We start from the raw sequence: 16,819 nt of genomic DNA, 5'->3' as shown, positions 1-16,819 counted from the left end.
CCGCCATGACGTGCTCTCGGTAAAAGCTTGGACGCCGCTTGGGGCGAGTTTGTTCGCGCGGGAAGCGGGATTTTTCCGGCTCTGGCGCCGTAACGCCGGATCGGGCCGGGTGGGGCGCCTGTGGCGCCTGTGACGATCTTCAGTTTCTGCCAGGTGCGGGCAAAGAAGCGTGTTGACGCGCGGGTGGGCGTGCGCCCGTCTGGCAATGTCTGTTTCCTGCCGGTCGTGGTGGGGGGACTTATGCGTCGTGCCGGAGATGGCGAGCATTTCGATCGGTTGCTCGCTGCTGCCAGGACATATTGGGGCGAGAGCCCCAGCGGTGAGAGCTGCGTCGTGGCCGAGGCGTTCGACCAGGACATCAGAGTCGTGGTACGGACGCTCATGGTCGCGAAGGCGGTCTGCGAGCTGCTCTCCGCGCGGCTGTTCGCGCTGGTCGAGCCCGAGTGGCGGAAGCTGGCGGAGGTCTTCGGGGCCGAGGGGGACGGGCGGCCGCGGGTGCCGCCGGCCGCGCTGGTCACCAGCCGGGCCGATCCGTACGTGACCAGGGACATCCCGGTCGTGCACGTCCACGGGACGGGGTCGCTCAAGGCGTACGCGATCTTCCCCGACCAGGGGCCCTGCTCGTTCCGCGAGGAGCTGCCCGCCAGGGTCGGCGCGTTCTTCGAGCGGCACGTCTGGCCGTACCGGGACGCGATCAGGCCGGGCGCGGAGCGGACGGCCTGGCGGGCCAAGAGCGGCTACCAGATCCGCACGCAGACCGAGCGCCGCCAGCTGCGCGACCACGGCTGCGCCCGCCTGGGCCTGGACCCCAGGCGGCCGACCATCGCGGTCTTCGGCCACACCCCGGGCGAGGACACCGAGCTGTTCCAGTCGACGGTGGACTTCGCCTCGTCGGACCCGTCGGCGAACTGGCTGTTCCTCGACCCCGTCGGCTACCCGCACTCCCGGGTGAGGTGCGTGACGGGCGCCCTGTCCACGAACCTCCTGTGGAGCATGGCGGACGTGTGCGTCACGTTCAGCGACAGCGACCTGCCCGCGTTCGGCATCCCGGTCGTCCAGGCCGGCTGGTCGGTGGGGAGCACCTGCGGCGGCGCGCACATCGCGCGCGACCCGTCGGACATCCGCCTGTGGCTGGACGAGGCCATCGCCAAGCACGAGAAGGGCGAGTCCATCCTCGAGCCCGAGCAGCGCGACCGCGCCCGCCTGTGGCTCTGGCTGCGCCGCTGCGGCGCGGACGTGCCCACCCAGCTCCTGCCGCACTGGGAGTACGGCGTCGACTACGCGCGGGCGCTGGCCGTGAACCTGTGGCACGTGGAGCGCGACGGAGACCCCCTCTACAGCGCGGTCGCCCGCATGTGGACCAGGCGCGAACCCATGCTCACGCGGTTCGACTTCCACGACCCGGCGGGGCCGTTCATCAGGAACACCTTTGACCGGTTCCCGCGGTTCGGCGATGTCGTCAGCCCCGACGAAGACCCCATGAGCACTTTCCACGAGCCGGAAGAGTCGTCATTCACGAGGAGCACCCCATGAGCACCCCAGGATCCGCCACCGAGCTGGACCAGCTGATCCTCCCCGCGATCCCGCCCGTCCACGTGCGCAGCGGCCAGATCGCCGCGCTGCAGGTGATCGACAGGCTGCAGCGGGGCAGCTCGGTCGTGGGCAGGTTCGAGACCTCGGGGCTGGCCGGGTTCAAGGTCTCGGCGCAGGGGCGCCCGCTGCGGGTGCTGGTGTCGCTGTCGACCGACGACCGGTCCGTGAGCGGCTGGTACACCGGCAAGACCGACGTGCTCAGCTTGCAGCCGCGCCTGGTGCAGGTGCGCTCCCAGGGGCGGCTGCGCCAGTGCGTGCTGCTCAGGGGGCGGCGGGCGCACGCCCGGGTGGCCTTCGACCTGACGGCGGAGGAGATCCCCGACGACGGGCTGATCTGCATCGAGGTGCTCGACATCACGGAGGGCGACGGGGTCTGCGAGGAGGTGCGCCAGGCCGTGTCGGGGCACGTCATGCCCGACGGCGTGGGCGGGCTGCGGCTGGACAAGGTGGTGTTCGAGGAGCCGCCGGCGGTGGACTTCGACCCCGACACGCTCGACGGGCTGCGCTGCGAGGTGTCCTCGCTGATCAGCGCGGGCGGCCTGGCCAACCGCAACCGGCAGGGCACGCGCGTGCTGCGCGCGGGCATGTTCGTGGTCAACCCGGTGCTGAAGGACACGTTCGGCTCGAGCGGCAGCCTCACGCTCAGGCTGGGCACGAAGGCGGAGCCGGCCAGCCTCATCCCGGCGACGTGGCGGCGGGTCAACAGCGAGTGGCGCTGGATGCGCCACGCCACCAGGAAGCTGCTGGGCATCGCGGCGCCGCCGGTGGAGCGCGTCATCAGCATCAGGGACGGGGAAGTGGGGCTGCCCGAGCTGCGCACGGACGGCAACATCACCGAGCTCACGCTGCCCAGCCCGACGAACTCGCCGTACCTGGTGATCATGGGTCAGTGCCTGGGCGCGGTGCCGACGCTGGAGTCGGGCGCCACGCACTAGTACGGGCCTGAACTATCGCTGCTCGAATAAACTGCGGGGTCATGGGCGACGCGGTCGACAGGATCCTCGGTGAGTGGCGGCGCGAGCGGCCCGATCTCGACCTGACGTCCATGGGCGTCTTCGGGCGGCTCGCGCAGGTGATGCGCGTCCTGGAGCCGCGGGTCGACCGGGTGCTCACCGAGCGCGGGCTGCGGCAGGGGGAGTTCGACGTGCTGGCCGCGCTGCGCCGGGCCGGGCCGCCGTACACGCTGATCCCGTCGGAGCTGTCGGCGGTGCTGATGATGTCGCGGGCCGGCATGACCAACCGGCTCGACCGGCTGGAGGCGGCGGGGCTGGTCGAGCGCAGCCTCGACCCCGCCGACCGGCGCAGCTTCCATGTCCGGCTGACCGGCGAGGGTCTGCGGATCATCGACGAGACGCTCACCGAGCACGCCGCCAATCTGGCCCGCCTGGCCTCCCCGCTCACCCCTGAGGACACCGAGACGCTCGCCGAGATCCTGCGCAAGCTGCTGGACGGGCCGCTCGGCAACCCGGAGCTCCCAAAAAATCGCGAAAATCCGTGATATCCCCGCTCCTGGGGCAGTCGTTCTTACGTGAGGAACGGCTTGTACATCGAGACGATCCGGCACCTCCATTGCACGGTCCTGCGCGCCGGTGGCGAGCTCGACCACGCGGGCCGGGTCCGCTTCAGCGCCCACATCAACGCGGTGTGGGACTGGAGTGCCGGACCCGTACTCGTATTCGATCTTGCTGAGTTGGATTTCTACGACTCGTCCGTCATCGGGGTGCTGGCGATGGCGATGCAGCGGATGGAGGAGCAGGGGAGCGGCCGGATCATCCTGGTCCGGCCGTCGGACCACCTGCTGTCGGTGCTGCGGCTGACGGACCTGCTGTCGCGGGTGGAGCTGCGGGAGAGCGTCGAGGAGACGGTGGCGGAGCTGATGCTGGACGACGCGGCCCGCGGCTCGCCGTCGTCCGCGCATCAGGGTTTCTCCACCCGCCGCTGACGGGCGTCAGAGGCCGTACGCCTCCAGCAGGCGCAGCCACACCTCGCTGACCGTCGGGAAGGACGGGACGGCGTGCCACAGGCGCTCCAGCGGCACCTCGGCCGTCACCGCGATGGTGGCGCCGTGCAGCAGCTCGGCCGTGCCCGGCCCGACGAACGTGACGCCGAGCAGCACCTTCCTGTCCTCGTCCACCACGGCCCTGGCCCGGCCGCGGTAGCCGTCGCCCAGCAGATAGGCCCCGGTGACCGAGCCCAGCTCGTAGTCCACCACGCGCACCCGGAATCCCTCCTCCCGGGCCACCGCCTCGGTCCTGCCGACCGCGCAGACCTGCGGGTCGGTGAAGACGACCTGCGGCGCGCCGAACCCGTCCGCCAGGTCCCGCATCGCGGGCAGCTCGTCGCCACGCGCCCGCGCGGCGATCACGTCGCCGCAGATCCTGGCCTGGTACTTGCCCATGTGAGTGAGCAGCGCGCGCCCGTTGACGTCGCCGACCGCGTACAGCCAGCCGTCGGCGATGCCGGTCGCCCGCATGCTGTCGTCCACCTCGACGTACTTCCCGTCGGGCAGGCCGACCGAGCCCAGCCCGATGTCGCCGGTCGCGGGCCGGCGGCCGGTCGCGACCAGCAGCTCGTCGGCCTCCACCGGGGGCCCCTCGGACAGGTGGACCGTCACCTTCCCGCCGCGCTCGGGGCGCTCGATCCTGACGGCGTCGGTACGGGTGCGCACCTCGATGCCCGCCTCCGCGAACGAATCGGCCAGCAGCTCTCCCGCGAACGGCTCCATCCTGGCCAGCAGCCCGCCGCCGCGCACCAGCACGGTCGTCTGCCGCGCGCCGAGCCCGTGCATGGCCTGGGCCATCTCGCAGGCGACCACGCCGCCGCCGAGCACGGCCAGCCGCTCGGGGACGGAGCGGGCCGCGGTCACCTCATGGCTGGTCCAGGGCTCCGCCTCAATCAGCCCGGCTACCCGGGGCAGGGCCGCCGTGCTGCCGGTGGCCAGGACGACGGCCTGCCGGGCCGTCAGCACCCGTTCGCCGCCGTCCTCGGTGGTGACGCGTACGCGCTTGGGGCCGTCGAGCCGCCCATGCCCGCGGACGAACTCGGCCGGCACGCCCTCGATCCACCCCACCTGACCGGAGTCGCTGTAGTGGGAGACGGCCTCGTCGCGCCGGGCCAGCACGGCCTCCACGTCGACGGGCCCCATCGACAGCCCGGGAACCCGCGCCACCTCGCCCATCAGGTCGACCGGCCGCAGCAGCGCCTTGCTCGGGACGCACGCCCAGTAGGAGCACTCGCCGCCGGCCAGCCGCTCCTCGACGATCGCCGCGGTCAGGCCACCGCGGACGGCCCGGTCCGCGACGTTCTCACCGGCGGGACCGGCACCGATCACGATGACGTCGAACTCGTCAGCCACCACGCCTCCAGAAGCACTCGCTTATGAGCTGAACTCTTTCATGCCGCCGGCCCGGCCATGCCGGGGGCAGGCCGGTTGAGCGCCCCCTATGTCCCTTACATCCCTCCTCCACCGCCTGTCACACTCGTCTTCACGCCGCGTTCACCCGGCGGCCGTAGCGTGCCCGCATGGCGGATCGTTACCCGACGTCAGTGCCGTACCGGCAGCGGACGGACGGCTACAACACGTACCGGATCCCCGCGGCGGTGGTGACGAAGGCGGGCACCGTGCTGGCGTTCGCGGAGGGGCGGCACGCCTCGGCCGGGGACTCCGGCCACATCGACGTCGTGCTCAGGCGCTCCACGGACGGCGGCAGGACGTGGGGCGCGCTCCAGGTGGTCGCCACGGAGCCGCGCCGGGGCACCGCGGGCAACCCCGCGCCCGTGGCGCTGGCCGACGGCCGGATCGTGCTGGTCTTCGTCAGGCAGGGGCCGCAGGCCACCGAGGACAAGATCCGGCGCGGCCAGGTGGCGGCGGCCGACGGGCGACGGGTGTTCGTGCAGGTCAGCTCGGACGACGGGGTCACGTGGTCGGCGCCCCGCGAGATCACCGGCAGCGTCAAGCGCTCCGAGTGGCGCTGGTACGCGACCGCTCCCGGGCACGCCGTCGCGCTGCGCAGCGGGCGGATCGTGGTGCCCGCCAACCACTCGCTGCCGCCCGCCGGGTCCGACAACGGGACCGAGGGCAAGTACAACGGCGGGCACGGGCTGCTGAGCGACGACGGCGGCCAGACCTGGCGCATCGGGTACGTCGATGACAACCCGGACGGATACGTCAACGTCAACGAGACCACGGCCACCGAGCTGCCGGACGGGCGCCTCTACCTCAACACGCGCACCGAGTCCACCGCCCCCGGCACCAGGGCCGACGCCTACTCGGCCGACGGCGGCCAGACGCTCCTGCTGCCCTTCCGGCCCCAGGCGGGGCTGGTGGGGCCGGTGGTGGAGGGCAGCACGCTGTGGTGCTCGTCGCCGGACGTGCTGCTGTTCTCCGGGCCGGCCGCTCCGGACGCGCGGGCGCTGATGACCGTACGCGCGAGCGACGACCTGGGGATCACCTGGCGGGTCGCGCACACGGTGTCGGGGCTGCCGGCGGCCTACTCCGACCTGGTCCGGGTGGACGGGGACACGGTGGGCCTGCTGTTCGAGACCGGCGACTTCGGCGCGTACGAGAGCATCGCCTTCCGCCGCCTGCCCATCGCCGAGCTCGCCCCCTGATCCGTCACGAGCCGAGCGGGTTGGGCAGCCTGGTCCAGCTGTCACCGGGCGGCGCGCCCTCCAGCCGGGCGAGCAGGTGGGCCTTGACCGTGAGGCGCGGGCCGAACAGGGCCCGGCGGTCCTCGGCGCACGGAAAGTCCGCGGCGCGCGCGGCCGCGGCCACGTCGTCCCAGAGGCGGGACTCGGCGGCCCGGTCGCCCTGGCCGAACAGCGCGATCAGGCTGCCGAACGTGGTGCCGACGAGCCCGCCGAAGAGCTTGGCGTGCAGCGCCCCGGGGTCGTCGGTGAGCAGCCGGGCGCTGACCGGCGGCGCCTCGATCCCGTGGCGGGCGAGCCTGGCCGGGCTGATCCTGACGTCGGCCAGATCGCGGTAGACCAGCCGGCGCGGGAGGCCGTCCCCGTCGAGCTCCACCAGCAGGTTCTGGCCGTGCGCCTCCAGCGCCACGCCGAGCGCCAGCAGGCCCAGGAGCTCCCTCCAGGCCAGGCGGGCGAACGTGGCCAGCCAGGCCGCCGGGTCCCGCACGGTCGCGCGGGTGACGGCGCCGACGGGGATCGCGTTCCCGGCCGGTTCGCGGAGCATGGCCGACACGTCGGGGCTGTGCTCGCCGTTCACCTTCCCGGCGGCGCCGGCCAGATAGCGGGCGATGCCGAGCCGCCCGCCCAGCCTGGCGGACAGGGTGGAGAGCAGGTCCGACAGGTGGACGCAGTCGCGGACCGAGCCGGGGGAGATGTCCCTGACGCCGGAGGTCATCCGGGTGCTGAACGCCGTCTTGACGTGCGGGCCGCCGTCGAGGGGGGCGAGGGTCCGTACGGACATCAGCGGGCGGGCCGGGACGGCGCCGGTGACGTGCGGTCGCAGGCCCAGCGCGGGCAGGACGTGGGCGCTCTGCCAGGGGTGGACGGGGAGCAGGAGCCGGTCGCCGTCCGTGAGCGCGGCCGGCCACGGGCCCGAGACCAGGCAGTCGGCGGCGGGCAGCGCGAGCAGGTCCAGGTGGACGACGGGGCGGTGCTCCGGCATGTAGGCGAGCTGCTCCGCCACGGAGACGCCGGGGCGGCTGCGGCAGCCCGGGTGGTACGGATGGCCGTCCACCACGCTCTGCTCGTACTCCTCCGGGGTGGCCGGGACACGGCCGGGCTCCGCGCGGGACAGCGCCAGCGAGGCCACGCTGTTGTCCAGGTCCTCGACCAGCCCGGCGGTGCCGGGCAGGCCGAGGGCGGCGAGCAGTTCGGCGGGGTGGGTGTGGGGGTGGCCGTCCAGCCAGAGCGCCGGCTCGCCCCCGAGGTCGTACGGCTCCCGCGCCCGCCCGATGAGCACCCGGCCGTCCGCCAACCCGACGCGGGCCTGTCCCCGCGCGTCCACGGTGGCGAGCAGGCGGCCGTCGGCCGGCGGGATGCGGGCCTGCCCTCGCGTGTCCACGGTGGCGAGCGGGCGGTCGTCGGGCTGTCCCCGTGTGTCCAGGAGGCCGGGGAGCGGTTCGTAGAGGAGGCTGCGCCAGAGGCGGCCGAGCACGGCGGCCCGCGCGTCCGGGAGGGCCGCGACGTACGCCGCCGAGAGCTCCGGGCGCACCAGGGACAGGTCAGCCGCGAATTCCGCCTCCCAACGCCTCATATTTCCCACCATTTCCAGAGAACCCGCCCAGTGGCTACCCTGTTGGCACCAATAGGGACAAAGGGTAGGGATAAGGTCGCCATGGCACCTACCGACGGCCTTCTTCCTCTCCCGCGAGAGGCACGGACCGACGCCGCGAACCTCGCGACGACGGCACTGCTCAACTGCCTGATCCGCGAAGTGGCCCGGCCCGCCCGCGCCGGCGAGTTCCTGCTGCCCGCGACCGGCCGGCTCCTGCGCGTCGCCGGAGGGCGGTTCCCGGACCGGGCCGAGCAGCGGACGCCCGGCGGCTGGCGCCCCCTCTCCCTGGACGACCTGGTCGCGCTGACGGCCGCCGAACTCCGTGCGGGGACCGGGGTCGACAACGACACGCTGCCCGCAGAGATCACGCACAGCCGGGACGTCATGGCCGCCCTGCTGGCCGCCCGGCGGGCCGCGACGCCGCCCGCGGACCTCTACCTGCGTTCCGAACAGGCCCTCGTCGCGGGCCATCGCTACCACCCCGCCCCCAAGGCCCGCGGCGGTTCCGGTCCCGGGGCCTGGCTCCCGTACGCGCCGGAGGCGTACGCGAGCTTCGCGCTGCCGCTGTTCGGCGTGCCGGCCGAGCGGCTGGTGGAGATGGGGGAGACGGGCGCGCTCGACCGGCTCGGGCCGCCTCCCGGCGACGGCCTGGCCCTGCTGCCCGCGCATCCCTGGCAGGTGGAGCTGCTGGGCGGCCCGCCGCCGCTGCGCCGCGTGGGCGCAACCCGGGTCCTCGCGTCGCCGACCTCGTCGATCCGTACGGTGTACCTGCCCGAGCTGGACCTGTTCTGCAAGTTCAGCCTGGACGTGCGGATCACGAACGACATCCGCCGGCTGTGGCTGCGCGACCTGAGCCGGCTGGCCGTGGTCGCCGAGGTCGTCGGACAGGCGTTCGACGACCTGCCCGACCACGTGGCCCGGCCCGCCGTGCTGCGCGACCGCGGCTACCGCAGCGCCGAGCTGGACCGGGACGGCGGGGAGGCGCTGGCGGTGATCGTCCGCGACGGGCTGCGCGAACACGTGCGCCCGGGGCTGACGGTGCTGCTCGCGGCGGGGATCAGCGAGGGCTTCCCCGGCAACCCGCTCGACGGGCTGGGCGAGGAGCTGGCGCTCGTGTGGTGGGAGCGGTACCTGGACCACGTGGTGCCCCCGCTCCTGCACGCCTACTTCCGCCACGGGGTCGTGCTGGAGTGCCACCTGCAGAACGTGCTGGTCGCGGTGGACGAGCGCGGGCTTCCCGCGCAGGCCGTCTTCCGAGACCACGAGGGGATCAAGCTCGTCGCGGAGCGGCACCCGTCGCTGAGCGGCGTCGGGAGTGCGCGGGCGTGGGAGCGGCTGGTGTACTGCCTGGTGACCAACAACCTCTGCGAGATCGCGGGCGCTCTGGCCGAGCGTCACCCGGGGCTGCGGGGGGAGCTGTGGGCACGGGCCAGGACGGTGTTCACGGGGTGCGGCAAGGATCACGGGGATCCGGACGAGCTGCGCGATCTGCTGGCCGCCACGCACATCCCGGCCAAGGCCAACCTGCTGCTGCGCTGGCTGGACGCGGGGGGCGGCGACATGCGGGCCGTGCCCGTACCCAACCCCCTGGCCCAGTGACCCGACGCATAGCGGGGTGTCCGGCGGGCGTCTGAGAGGGTGACGACTATCCCCTGGAGGTGATCGTGGACGTCGCGGACGAGCAACGTTTCCGCGAGTTCGTCTCTGCGCGCTCCCCCGCACTCATGCGGCTCGGGTTCCTGCTCACCGGCGGTGACCAGCACGCGGCCGAGGACCTGGTGCAGACCGCGCTGGCGAAACTGGCCGGCCGGTGGCGGCGGGTGGACGCGCCCGAGGCGTACGCCAAGCAGATCATGTACCGCCAGCAGATCAGCTGGTGGCGGGCGAGCAGGCGGCGCGGCGAGGTCGTGCAGGCGACGCCGCCCGAGCTGGCGGACCGGGACCTCAACCACCAGAGCGAGCTGCGCATGGTGTTGCGGTCGGCGCTGGCGCGGCTCACGGCGCGGCAGCGCACCGTGCTGGTGCTCCGCTATTTCGAGGACCTGCCGGAGCAGGAGGTCGCGCGGGCGCTGGGCTGTTCCGTCGGAACGGTCAGGAGCACGGCGCACAGGTCGCTGGCCCGCCTGCGCGAGATCGCCCCCGAACTGGCCCGGGAACTGGAGGTGGCCCAATGACACGACTGCTTCGGGACACGTTGCAGGAGTGGGCCGACGAGACGAGGGTGCCGCACGACCTGGCGGACCGGGCGCTGCGGAGGCGCGCCTGGAAGCCCGTCGGCATGGTGGTGCTGGCCGTGGGGCTGGTGGCGGCGATCGCCGTGTCCGCCGTGGGCCTGCGCGGCACCGGAGCGGACGTACGCGACCCGCAGGCCACCATGCGCGCGGCCACCGGCGTCACGCTGCCCCCACGCCCGTCGCCCGCGCCGACCGACGTGCGGACCGACACGGAGCACAGCCCGCCGGTCAAGCTGATCGCCGCGGGGCGCATGGCCGTGTCCGCGTACTACACCACCCGCAGGGAGGAGGTCTCGGACAACGAGCAGCGGGTCGTGCGCACGTGGTCGCTGTACGACCCGCGCACCGACGGCTACGAGCAGACCTCGTGGGCCTGGGTGGACGTGGCTCCGGGGCTGCAGGTCGCCGCCGTGCTGGAAGGGGAGCTGATCAGCAAGCGGCTGGGCATCCTCGACCTGAACACCCGGCAGATCCTGAAGTGGATCGACCTGGAACACCCGGTCGGGTCGGTCGCGTGGTCCCCCGACGGCACCAGGGTCCTCGCCACCGCGTACTCCAGCTACCCGGACGTCGCGCAGGGGAAGGGCGACGATGCGGCCCCCGTTCCCGGGAGCAGCCCACGTACGGGCTACTACATCGTCGACGTCGAGGCGGGCACGGCCGACTACCGCGAGCTGCCGCCGATGGGCCACGGGATGCGCAACGACGACAAGCCCTCCAACATCAACAGCCGCCAGGACCTCGGCTGGAGCCTGGACGGCACGATGCTCTGGGCGCCCACCGACACCAGGCCGGACCGGGTCTTCTACACGCTCGACGGCCGGCAGGCGGAGTGGCCCAAGGGGGACCGGTACGTGGGCTACTCGCGCATCTCGGCGACCTCCCCGAACGGGCGCCTGGTCCTGGGCCCCAACGGCCTGCCGACCAAGATCACGGATGCGGGGACGGGCCAGGTCGTCGGGCAGCAGAGGGTGCTGCAACTGCACGCCTGGGCCGACGACGACAACGTCATCGCCCTGGGGTGCGCGGGGTCGTGCGAGAGCGAGTTCAAGAACGGGCTGGTCCTCGTGAGCGTGGACGGTCAGCGGACGACGCAGCTCGGCGCGAACAGCCGATCCGACAGGGACGGCTCCTGGCGGTGGGTGCTGACCCCTAGGTAACTGGATCGATCGTTCTCGAATGTGCTAGCTTGGCCCCGTGGCAAGGAGCAAGGAGTTCGATCCCGAGGTCGCGTTGCAGAAGGCGCTCGAGCTGTTCTGGGAGCGCGGATACGAGGCGACGTCGATGGCGGACCTCGTGGAGCACCTCGGGATCGCCCGGGCGAGCATCTACGGCACCTTCGGCGGCAAGCGCGAGCTCTACCTGAAGGCGCTGGAGCGCTACCTGGAGCAGCACGACGTGGTCGAGCGGCTGTCCCAGCCGGGGCCCGCGCTGCCCGCCGTCCGGGCCTTCCTCGACTCGTACGTCGCGGAATGCCTGGCCGACGAGCTGCGGCGAGGCTGCATGGTGGTGAACACGGCCGTGGAGTTCGCCGCACGCGACGCCGCCGTGTCCCGCAAGGTGACGGAGAGCTGGGCGGGGCTGGAGGCCGTGCTCGCCGCCACTCTGGTCAGGGCGCGGGCCCAGGGCGAGATCCCGGCGGGCAAGGACCCGCACGCGCTGGCCAGGTTCCTGCTCGTGCTGCTGCAGGGCATCAGGGTGCTCGGCAGGGCCGACCCCGACCCGCGCCGCCTGCGCGACGCGGTCGACCAGGCCATGGTTGCCGTCCAAATTTGAGAACGATTGGTATGGAATAGATGAGTCGTTTTGAGGGCAAGGTCGCCCTGGTCACCGGCGCGAGCGGCGTCCTGGGACGGGCCGCGGCGCTGGCGTACGCGGGTGAGGGCGCCTCCGTGCTGGTCGCCGGGCGCGACACCGCCACGCTCGCCGAGGTCGTGAAGCTGATCGAGGAGCGGGGCGGGCGGGCGAGCGCGTTCACCGTGGACGTCACGCGGTCGGCCGAGGTCGCCGCCATGGTCGAGGCCGCGGTCTCCCGGTACGGGGGGCTCGACGTCGCGCTCAACGCGGCCGGCGTCTTCGGCATGCTCGCGCCGCTGGCCGACTACGACGAGGACGTCTGGGACACCACGCTCGCGGTGAACCTCAAGGGCGTGTTCCTGTCGATGAAGCACGAGATCGCCCACATGCGAGCCCACGGCGGCGGGGTGATCGTCAACGTGGCCTCCAACCTGGGCGCGCACTGGCGGCTGCCCGGGGCCGCCGCGTACGCCGCCTCGAAGGCGGGGGTCAGCTTCCTGACCCGCACCGCCGCCCGCGACCACATCGCCGACGGCGTACGGATCAACGCCGTCAGCCCCGGCCCGATCGACTCGCCCATGGCGACGCGGCCCGGCGAGACCCGGGAGGAGCGGGACGAGCGCATGAGGGGCGCGCTGCCGATCGGCCGGGTCGCCACGCCGGAGGAGGTCGCCGCGGCGGCGCTGTGGTTGTCGTCGCCGGAGTCGAGCTTCGCCGTGGGCCAGGACCACGTGATCGACGGCGGCGCCACCGCCTGACCGGCCGGCTTGTGGCTGGTCAGGCGATTCGATCACGGGCTCTGCCGCCGTCACGGCATGCTCGTTGCGATGTCGGCCCACACGACGCGATGACCCTCCTCGGTGACGTGCGTGCCGCATTCGGCGCTCAGCCGGGCCACGATGCCAAGGCCGCGACCCGACTCCTCCATGGGGCCCAACTGGCGGGGGACGAAGCATGGCTCCTCTTCCGGAGCGCCCGGGTCGATCACCTCAAGGCGGACGAAGCCGTCGCCGAAGCCCAGCCGGACCTTGACCCAGTCGCGCCGCCTGCCGCCCGGGACGTGCTGGATGACGTTGGCCACCAGCTCGGAGACGATCTGGAGCGCGTCGGAGCGGACCGTCGGATGGCTGTCGGTGAGCCAGAGCCCGGTCGCCTGCCGCGCCTGCCACGACGTCTTGTCGTTGCGGCGCAATGTCGTATCGCGCCATAGGACGACATCGGCGAGCTCTGCTGATGTGGTTCTTGCCCGCACAAAATCACCGCCTTTGTTCTGTTACGCCGGTATTTAGCTCGGACAACAGGCTGACCAGGTGTCTGGAAGCACTTCCCAGGGTGCCGCCGCCGGGCTACTTTGTAATCGGCTCGTCACAGTCCGTTTTCAGACAGACGTGCCGGCACTTGTCCGGGTCCTGCGAAAGGGCGATGACATGACAGAGGTTTATGGCGAGGTACTGAAGAAGGCGCGCAACGCGGCAGGTCTTTCCCAGACGGCTCTGGGGGACCTGCTCTCATGCAGCGAGAGCCTGGTCGGCCTGATCGAGCGCGGGAAGCGGAGGCCGAGCAAGAAGTTCACCCTGGCGGCCGAGGCGATTCTGGGGCTGAACGGGGAGCTCTTCGGGCTCCTGCCCAACACCACCGTCATGTCCACTCCGAAGTGGTTCAGCGAGTGGCCGAAGGTGGAGGAGAAGGCGCACACCATACGAACGTGGCAACCGCTCGTGGTCCCTGGACTCCTCCAGACGGCTCGCTACGCACGGGCCATCCTCTCTGCCGAGCCGGGGGTCACCGAGCAATGGATCGAAGCGGCCGTCGAGACGCGCCTCCGGCGGCAGTCCGTATTCGAGCGCGAGAGCCCACCCATGTACTGGGCGCTGCTCGACGAATGTGTCCTCCTTCGGCCCGTCGGCGGGAAAGAGGTGATGCGAGAGCAGCTAGAGCACCTACTGAAGATGGGCGAACGGCCGAACATCTCCCTCCAGATCGTGCCGCTGGAAATCGGCGTCACCGCAGGTCTTCTCGGAGGCTTCGCTCTCGCTCAGGGCGACGGCCTGCCGGACCATGTCTACCTGGAAGCCGCTGAGCAAGCCTCCGTATCTGCTCGCGAGGACACGGTAAGGCACGTTAACGTCAGATATGACGCAATTCACACATGGGCACACCCCATACACGTGAGCCAGCGACTAGTGCGTGAGGTGGCGGCAAGGTATGAAGATCAGTGACGAGCTGCGGGCCGAACTGGATTCGGCTCAGTGGACGAAGTCCTCGCTCTCCGGCTCCAACGGAGGGGATTGCCTCTACGCGGCCAAGCTGAGCGGCGACCGTTACGCGATCCGGGATTCCGAGCAGCCCGATGTCCCGCCGGTGATCGTGCGCGGAGGGGTCTTCCGCGCCTTCGTGGGCGGCGCGAAACTCGGCGAATTCGACTTCTGACCCGTCTCTTGCGGATGAAGTCGGCGGAAGCGACGCGCGCTGACATGCAGCCCGCCGTGAACAGGTGAGGATGCAGGCAGTCGGCCGCTTGGCACAGGGCGCGACGGACGCCGAGGTCGCGGTCGAGCTCCGGATCAGCCGGATGTCGGCCAACCGGTGGCGCCCGGGCCTGGGAGGCCGGCGGCCGGCAGGCGCTCATCTGATGTACCGGTCACCGCTGCGCGACCCCGTAGGCGCCGACCCGCTGTTGCGGGAGATGGACGTGCCGCGCCGCTGCCGGATCCTGGCCGACGCCTACGGAATGTCAGACGTCGACCGTTCCCGGCCGGACGAACTCTATGATCAGGTCGTCCTGATCGTTGAGATTCGGAGAAGATGTCAATCTCATGCGCCGCGCCATGGTCCTTCTGGGTGGCGTCGCCCTCGCCGTCGGCGCGTTCGCCCTCTTCTACCGGGGCCCGGGACAACCGTTCATCCGCGGTTACGTGAGCGATGTCGGCGCCACCATGCTGGTCTACGCGTTCTTGGGGCTGCTGTGGCGCACCACCGCCGCACGCCGCACCCTGGCCACGGCCGCGATCGCCGCCGCCGTCGAGTTCTACCAAATAGTCGGCATGACCCCGCCAGGGATCGGCGGTGTCCTGGTTGGTGCGTTCCCCGACCCATGGGACCTGGTCGCCTATGCGATCGGTGTGGTCGCGGCCCTGGCCTGGGAACGCCGATCGGTCCGATCCGGTGATCAGACCGGCTGACATCGCGTCGCGTTTCTGACGAAGAAGCCGACTGGCCAATGCCCATGGATACCCCACTCGGCATGTCGCCCTGAGACGTGAAGGTACGGCCCGCGCCCTCGCTGCGGAGGGGACGCGGGCCGCACGAGGTGATTCTCAGACCCGGCTGATGCGGACCGCGTCGGCGATCACGAGGCCCGTGCCCGAGGTCCAGCGGCTCACCCCAACGGCGTTGTACGTGCCGGCGTTGAGCGAGAAGGTGCCCAGGCTCTTCCAGGCCCCTCCGCCGGAGCGCTGGTCGACGTAGACGGTCTGGTTGCCGCCCGACGCCGCCACGATGTACGGCGCCGAGCTGTTGTATCCGGGATCGTCCGGATACCAGACCTCGACCCGGTACGTGCCCGCGCTCGGGATGGTCGCCGAGTACCACGCCGGGTCGCTGGCGGCGACGGGGTCGGCGAAGCGGTAGTCGGCGCCGTAGCGCTGGCTGGAGTAGGTGGAGGTGCCCCAGTTCGCGCTGGCGGTGAACTGGCCGGAGGTGGTGTTGTCGATGGTCGTGGACCACGACGGGGTGCCGCCACCGGTCACGTAGTTCATGTACGTGGTCCAGTTCCAGTTCGGGCCCGGGTCGGTGTGGGTGGCGCCCGGCACCTGGTTGTGCCCGATGATGTGGGTGCGGTCCTTCGGGATGCCGTACTTGTCGCAGATGGCCTTGGTCAGGGCCGCGGAAGCACGGTACATCGCGTCGGTGAACCACGAGGCGTCGTTGACGTAGCCCTCGTGCTCGATGCCGATGGACCTGGTGTTGTAGGTCCAGTTCCCGGCGTGCCAGGCGATGTCCTTGTCACGCACCATCTGGGTGATGGCGCCGTTGGAGGACTTGACCACGTAGTGGGCGGAGACCTGCGCGGCGGAGTTCTGGAACCAGGAGATGGTGCCGGCGTACGAGCCCTGGGTGACGTGGATGATCACCCGGTCGATGGCGTAGGCCGAGGGCCGGCTGGAGGCGGTGTAGTTGCTGGAGCTGGCGGCCACCCAGGCGGCCGGCGGGTAGTCGGGGCTGGCCACTTCGGCCTGCGCGTTCAGCTGGGGGGCCTTGGCGAGCTCGCCGCGGTCGGCGGTGACCTCCTGCGGCTTGACCTGGACGCCGCGGATGTCGATGCCGAGGCCGAGCTGCTCGTACACGGCGTCGGCGTAGAGGCGGGCCAGCTCGGGCGAGGAGGCGTTGCCGTACTTGGCCACCGCCTGGTACCAGCGCCCGGCGTCCTTCCTGGCCGTCTCGTCGAGGCCCAGCCCGTCGGCGAGGGCGCGCAGCACGGCCGCGCCGCCGAGGATGTTCGCCTCGTCGTCGGCCTTCAGCTTGTCGGCCGGGAGCTTGGTCAGCTCGGCGGCCTTCTCGAGCGAGTGGTTGGTCGGGTTGCTGACCAGGTGCATCACGCCGTATCCGCCGCTGGCGCTGGGCTCGCCCTTGTGGCCGTCGAGGTGGGTCTCGGCGTAGGCGAGCGCGACGAGCAGGTCGCGGGGGACGTCCTGCGCGGCGGCCGCCTTGGCGAACGCCGCCTGGAGCGGGCTGTCCTTGGCCACTGCCAGGGCGGGCTGGCCTGCGGCGATGAGGAGGACGGCGAGGATCGAGGTGGCGAGGGCCGCTAATCGCGTGCGGACGAGAGTCATGGGGGCGCTCCTCGTTGGTGGTAAGCGCGTGCACCGGCAGGTGCGGAACCGCTACCTCCGGTGAACCGCTAGACGCGCCCACCGTATGGCACGCCTTGACATATGTCGATAATTGACATTAC

At 71.5% G+C, this 16,819-nt stretch carries 17 protein-coding genes and 1 pseudogene; 14 read left to right on the top strand and 4 right to left on the bottom strand.

All coding sequences use genetic code 11. The features are described from left to right. Positions 1-276: 276 nt before the first annotated feature. The 4 genes from H4W80_RS33630 to H4W80_RS33615 are packed head-to-tail and all read left to right on the top strand — an operon-like array spanning position 277 to position 3,535. Positions 277-1,533, top strand: coding sequence for a hypothetical protein (locus tag H4W80_RS33630; RefSeq protein ID WP_225963813.1), 1,257 nt, complete (start codon positions 277-279; stop codon positions 1,531-1,533). Further along, on the top strand, positions 1,530-2,528 hold the full coding sequence (locus H4W80_RS33625) for a hypothetical protein (protein WP_192788756.1): 999 nt from the start codon (positions 1,530-1,532) through the stop codon (positions 2,526-2,528). Before H4W80_RS33630 ends, H4W80_RS33625 begins: the two co-directional genes overlap by 4 nt. 41 nt (positions 2,529-2,569) lie before the next feature. Continuing rightward, complete coding sequence (locus H4W80_RS33620; protein ID WP_192788755.1) at positions 2,570-3,091, top strand: MarR family winged helix-turn-helix transcriptional regulator; 522 nt, start codon at positions 2,570-2,572, stop codon at positions 3,089-3,091. A gap of 30 nt (positions 3,092-3,121) precedes the next feature. Further along, positions 3,122-3,535: an STAS domain-containing protein gene (locus tag H4W80_RS33615; RefSeq protein ID WP_318787187.1), complete on the top strand. Its 414-nt coding sequence runs from the start codon at positions 3,122-3,124 to the stop codon at positions 3,533-3,535. Positions 3,536-3,541: 6 nt separating this feature from the next. On the opposite strand, the gene H4W80_RS63890 is transcribed toward H4W80_RS33615, so the two are convergent. Continuing rightward, positions 3,542-4,948 (bottom strand): dihydrolipoyl dehydrogenase family protein, encoded by a 1,407-nt coding sequence (locus tag H4W80_RS63890; protein WP_318787186.1) that lies wholly within the window; start codon positions 4,946-4,948, stop codon positions 3,542-3,544. A gap of 167 nt (positions 4,949-5,115) precedes the next feature. Between H4W80_RS63890 and H4W80_RS33605 the strand changes: the two genes are divergently transcribed. Then, entirely contained in the window at positions 5,116-6,204 is a 1,089-nt protein-coding gene (locus tag H4W80_RS33605; RefSeq protein ID WP_192788753.1) for a sialidase family protein, read from the top strand. 4 nt (positions 6,205-6,208) lie between these two features. Here the strand turns inward: H4W80_RS33605 and H4W80_RS33600 are convergent, their stop codons facing one another. Further along, a complete protein-coding gene (locus H4W80_RS33600) occupies positions 6,209-7,813 on the bottom strand; it encodes an IucA/IucC family protein (protein WP_192788752.1) in 1,605 nt (534 codons plus the stop codon). A gap of 81 nt (positions 7,814-7,894) precedes the next feature. On the opposite strand from H4W80_RS33600, the gene H4W80_RS33595 reads away from it, so the two are divergent. The 5 genes from H4W80_RS33595 to H4W80_RS33575 are packed head-to-tail and all read left to right on the top strand — an operon-like array spanning position 7,895 to position 12,623. Next, entirely contained in the window at positions 7,895-9,433 is a 1,539-nt protein-coding gene (locus H4W80_RS33595) for an IucA/IucC family C-terminal-domain containing protein (protein WP_192788751.1), read from the top strand. A gap of 59 nt (positions 9,434-9,492) precedes the next feature. Beyond that, positions 9,493-10,008: a SigE family RNA polymerase sigma factor gene (locus tag H4W80_RS33590; protein ID WP_318787185.1), complete on the top strand. Its 516-nt coding sequence runs from the start codon at positions 9,493-9,495 to the stop codon at positions 10,006-10,008. Continuing rightward, complete coding sequence (locus H4W80_RS33585; protein ID WP_192788750.1) at positions 10,005-11,228, top strand: hypothetical protein; 1,224 nt, start codon at positions 10,005-10,007, stop codon at positions 11,226-11,228. The genes H4W80_RS33590 and H4W80_RS33585 overlap by 4 nt, the downstream gene beginning before the upstream one ends. Before the next feature lie 37 nt (positions 11,229-11,265). Beyond that, on the top strand, positions 11,266-11,844 hold the full coding sequence (locus H4W80_RS33580) for a TetR/AcrR family transcriptional regulator (RefSeq protein ID WP_192788749.1): 579 nt from the start codon (positions 11,266-11,268) through the stop codon (positions 11,842-11,844). Positions 11,845-11,864: 20 nt separating this feature from the next. Continuing rightward, complete coding sequence (locus H4W80_RS33575; protein ID WP_192788748.1) at positions 11,865-12,623, top strand: SDR family NAD(P)-dependent oxidoreductase; 759 nt, start codon at positions 11,865-11,867, stop codon at positions 12,621-12,623. A 50-nt stretch (positions 12,624-12,673) separates the two neighbouring features. Here H4W80_RS33575 and H4W80_RS33570 read toward each other — a convergent pair whose 3' ends face one another. Further along, positions 12,674-13,057: an ATP-binding protein gene (locus H4W80_RS33570; RefSeq protein WP_192788747.1), complete on the bottom strand. Its 384-nt coding sequence runs from the start codon at positions 13,055-13,057 to the stop codon at positions 12,674-12,676. 235 nt (positions 13,058-13,292) lie between these two features. On the opposite strand from H4W80_RS33570, the gene H4W80_RS33565 reads away from it, so the two are divergent. The 4 genes and pseudogenes from H4W80_RS33565 to H4W80_RS33555 all read left to right on the top strand — a co-directional run bounded on the left by H4W80_RS33565 (position 13,293) and on the right by H4W80_RS33555 (position 15,047). After that, the gene (locus H4W80_RS33565) at positions 13,293-14,084 is read left to right on the top strand and encodes a helix-turn-helix domain-containing protein (RefSeq protein WP_192788746.1); all 792 of its coding nucleotides are present in this window, start codon (positions 13,293-13,295) and stop codon (positions 14,082-14,084) included. Continuing rightward, complete coding sequence (locus tag H4W80_RS33560) at positions 14,071-14,295, top strand: DUF397 domain-containing protein (protein WP_192788745.1); 225 nt, start codon at positions 14,071-14,073, stop codon at positions 14,293-14,295. The genes H4W80_RS33565 and H4W80_RS33560 overlap by 14 nt, the downstream gene beginning before the upstream one ends. A gap of 64 nt (positions 14,296-14,359) precedes the next feature. Further along, positions 14,360-14,495 (top strand): annotated as a pseudogene (locus H4W80_RS64700) (helix-turn-helix domain-containing protein); the annotation flags it as partial. Between the two features lie 186 nt (positions 14,496-14,681). Continuing rightward, positions 14,682-15,047, top strand: a complete 366-nt coding sequence (locus H4W80_RS33555; protein WP_192788744.1) for a DUF2809 domain-containing protein — start codon at positions 14,682-14,684, stop codon at positions 15,045-15,047. 135 nt (positions 15,048-15,182) lie between these two features. On the opposite strand, the gene H4W80_RS33550 is transcribed toward H4W80_RS33555, so the two are convergent. After that, a complete protein-coding gene (locus H4W80_RS33550) occupies positions 15,183-16,697 on the bottom strand; it encodes a golvesin C-terminal-like domain-containing protein (RefSeq protein WP_192788743.1) in 1,515 nt (504 codons plus the stop codon). Positions 16,698-16,819 lie beyond the last annotated feature (122 nt).

Origin of the sequence: Nonomuraea angiospora, from assembly GCF_014873145.1 — a bacterium.
Lineage (GTDB): Bacteria > Actinomycetota > Actinomycetes > Streptosporangiales > Streptosporangiaceae > Nonomuraea > Nonomuraea angiospora.
The sequence above is the reverse complement of the archived record's forward strand: the minus strand, read 5'-3'. Positions and strand labels throughout refer to the sequence as shown.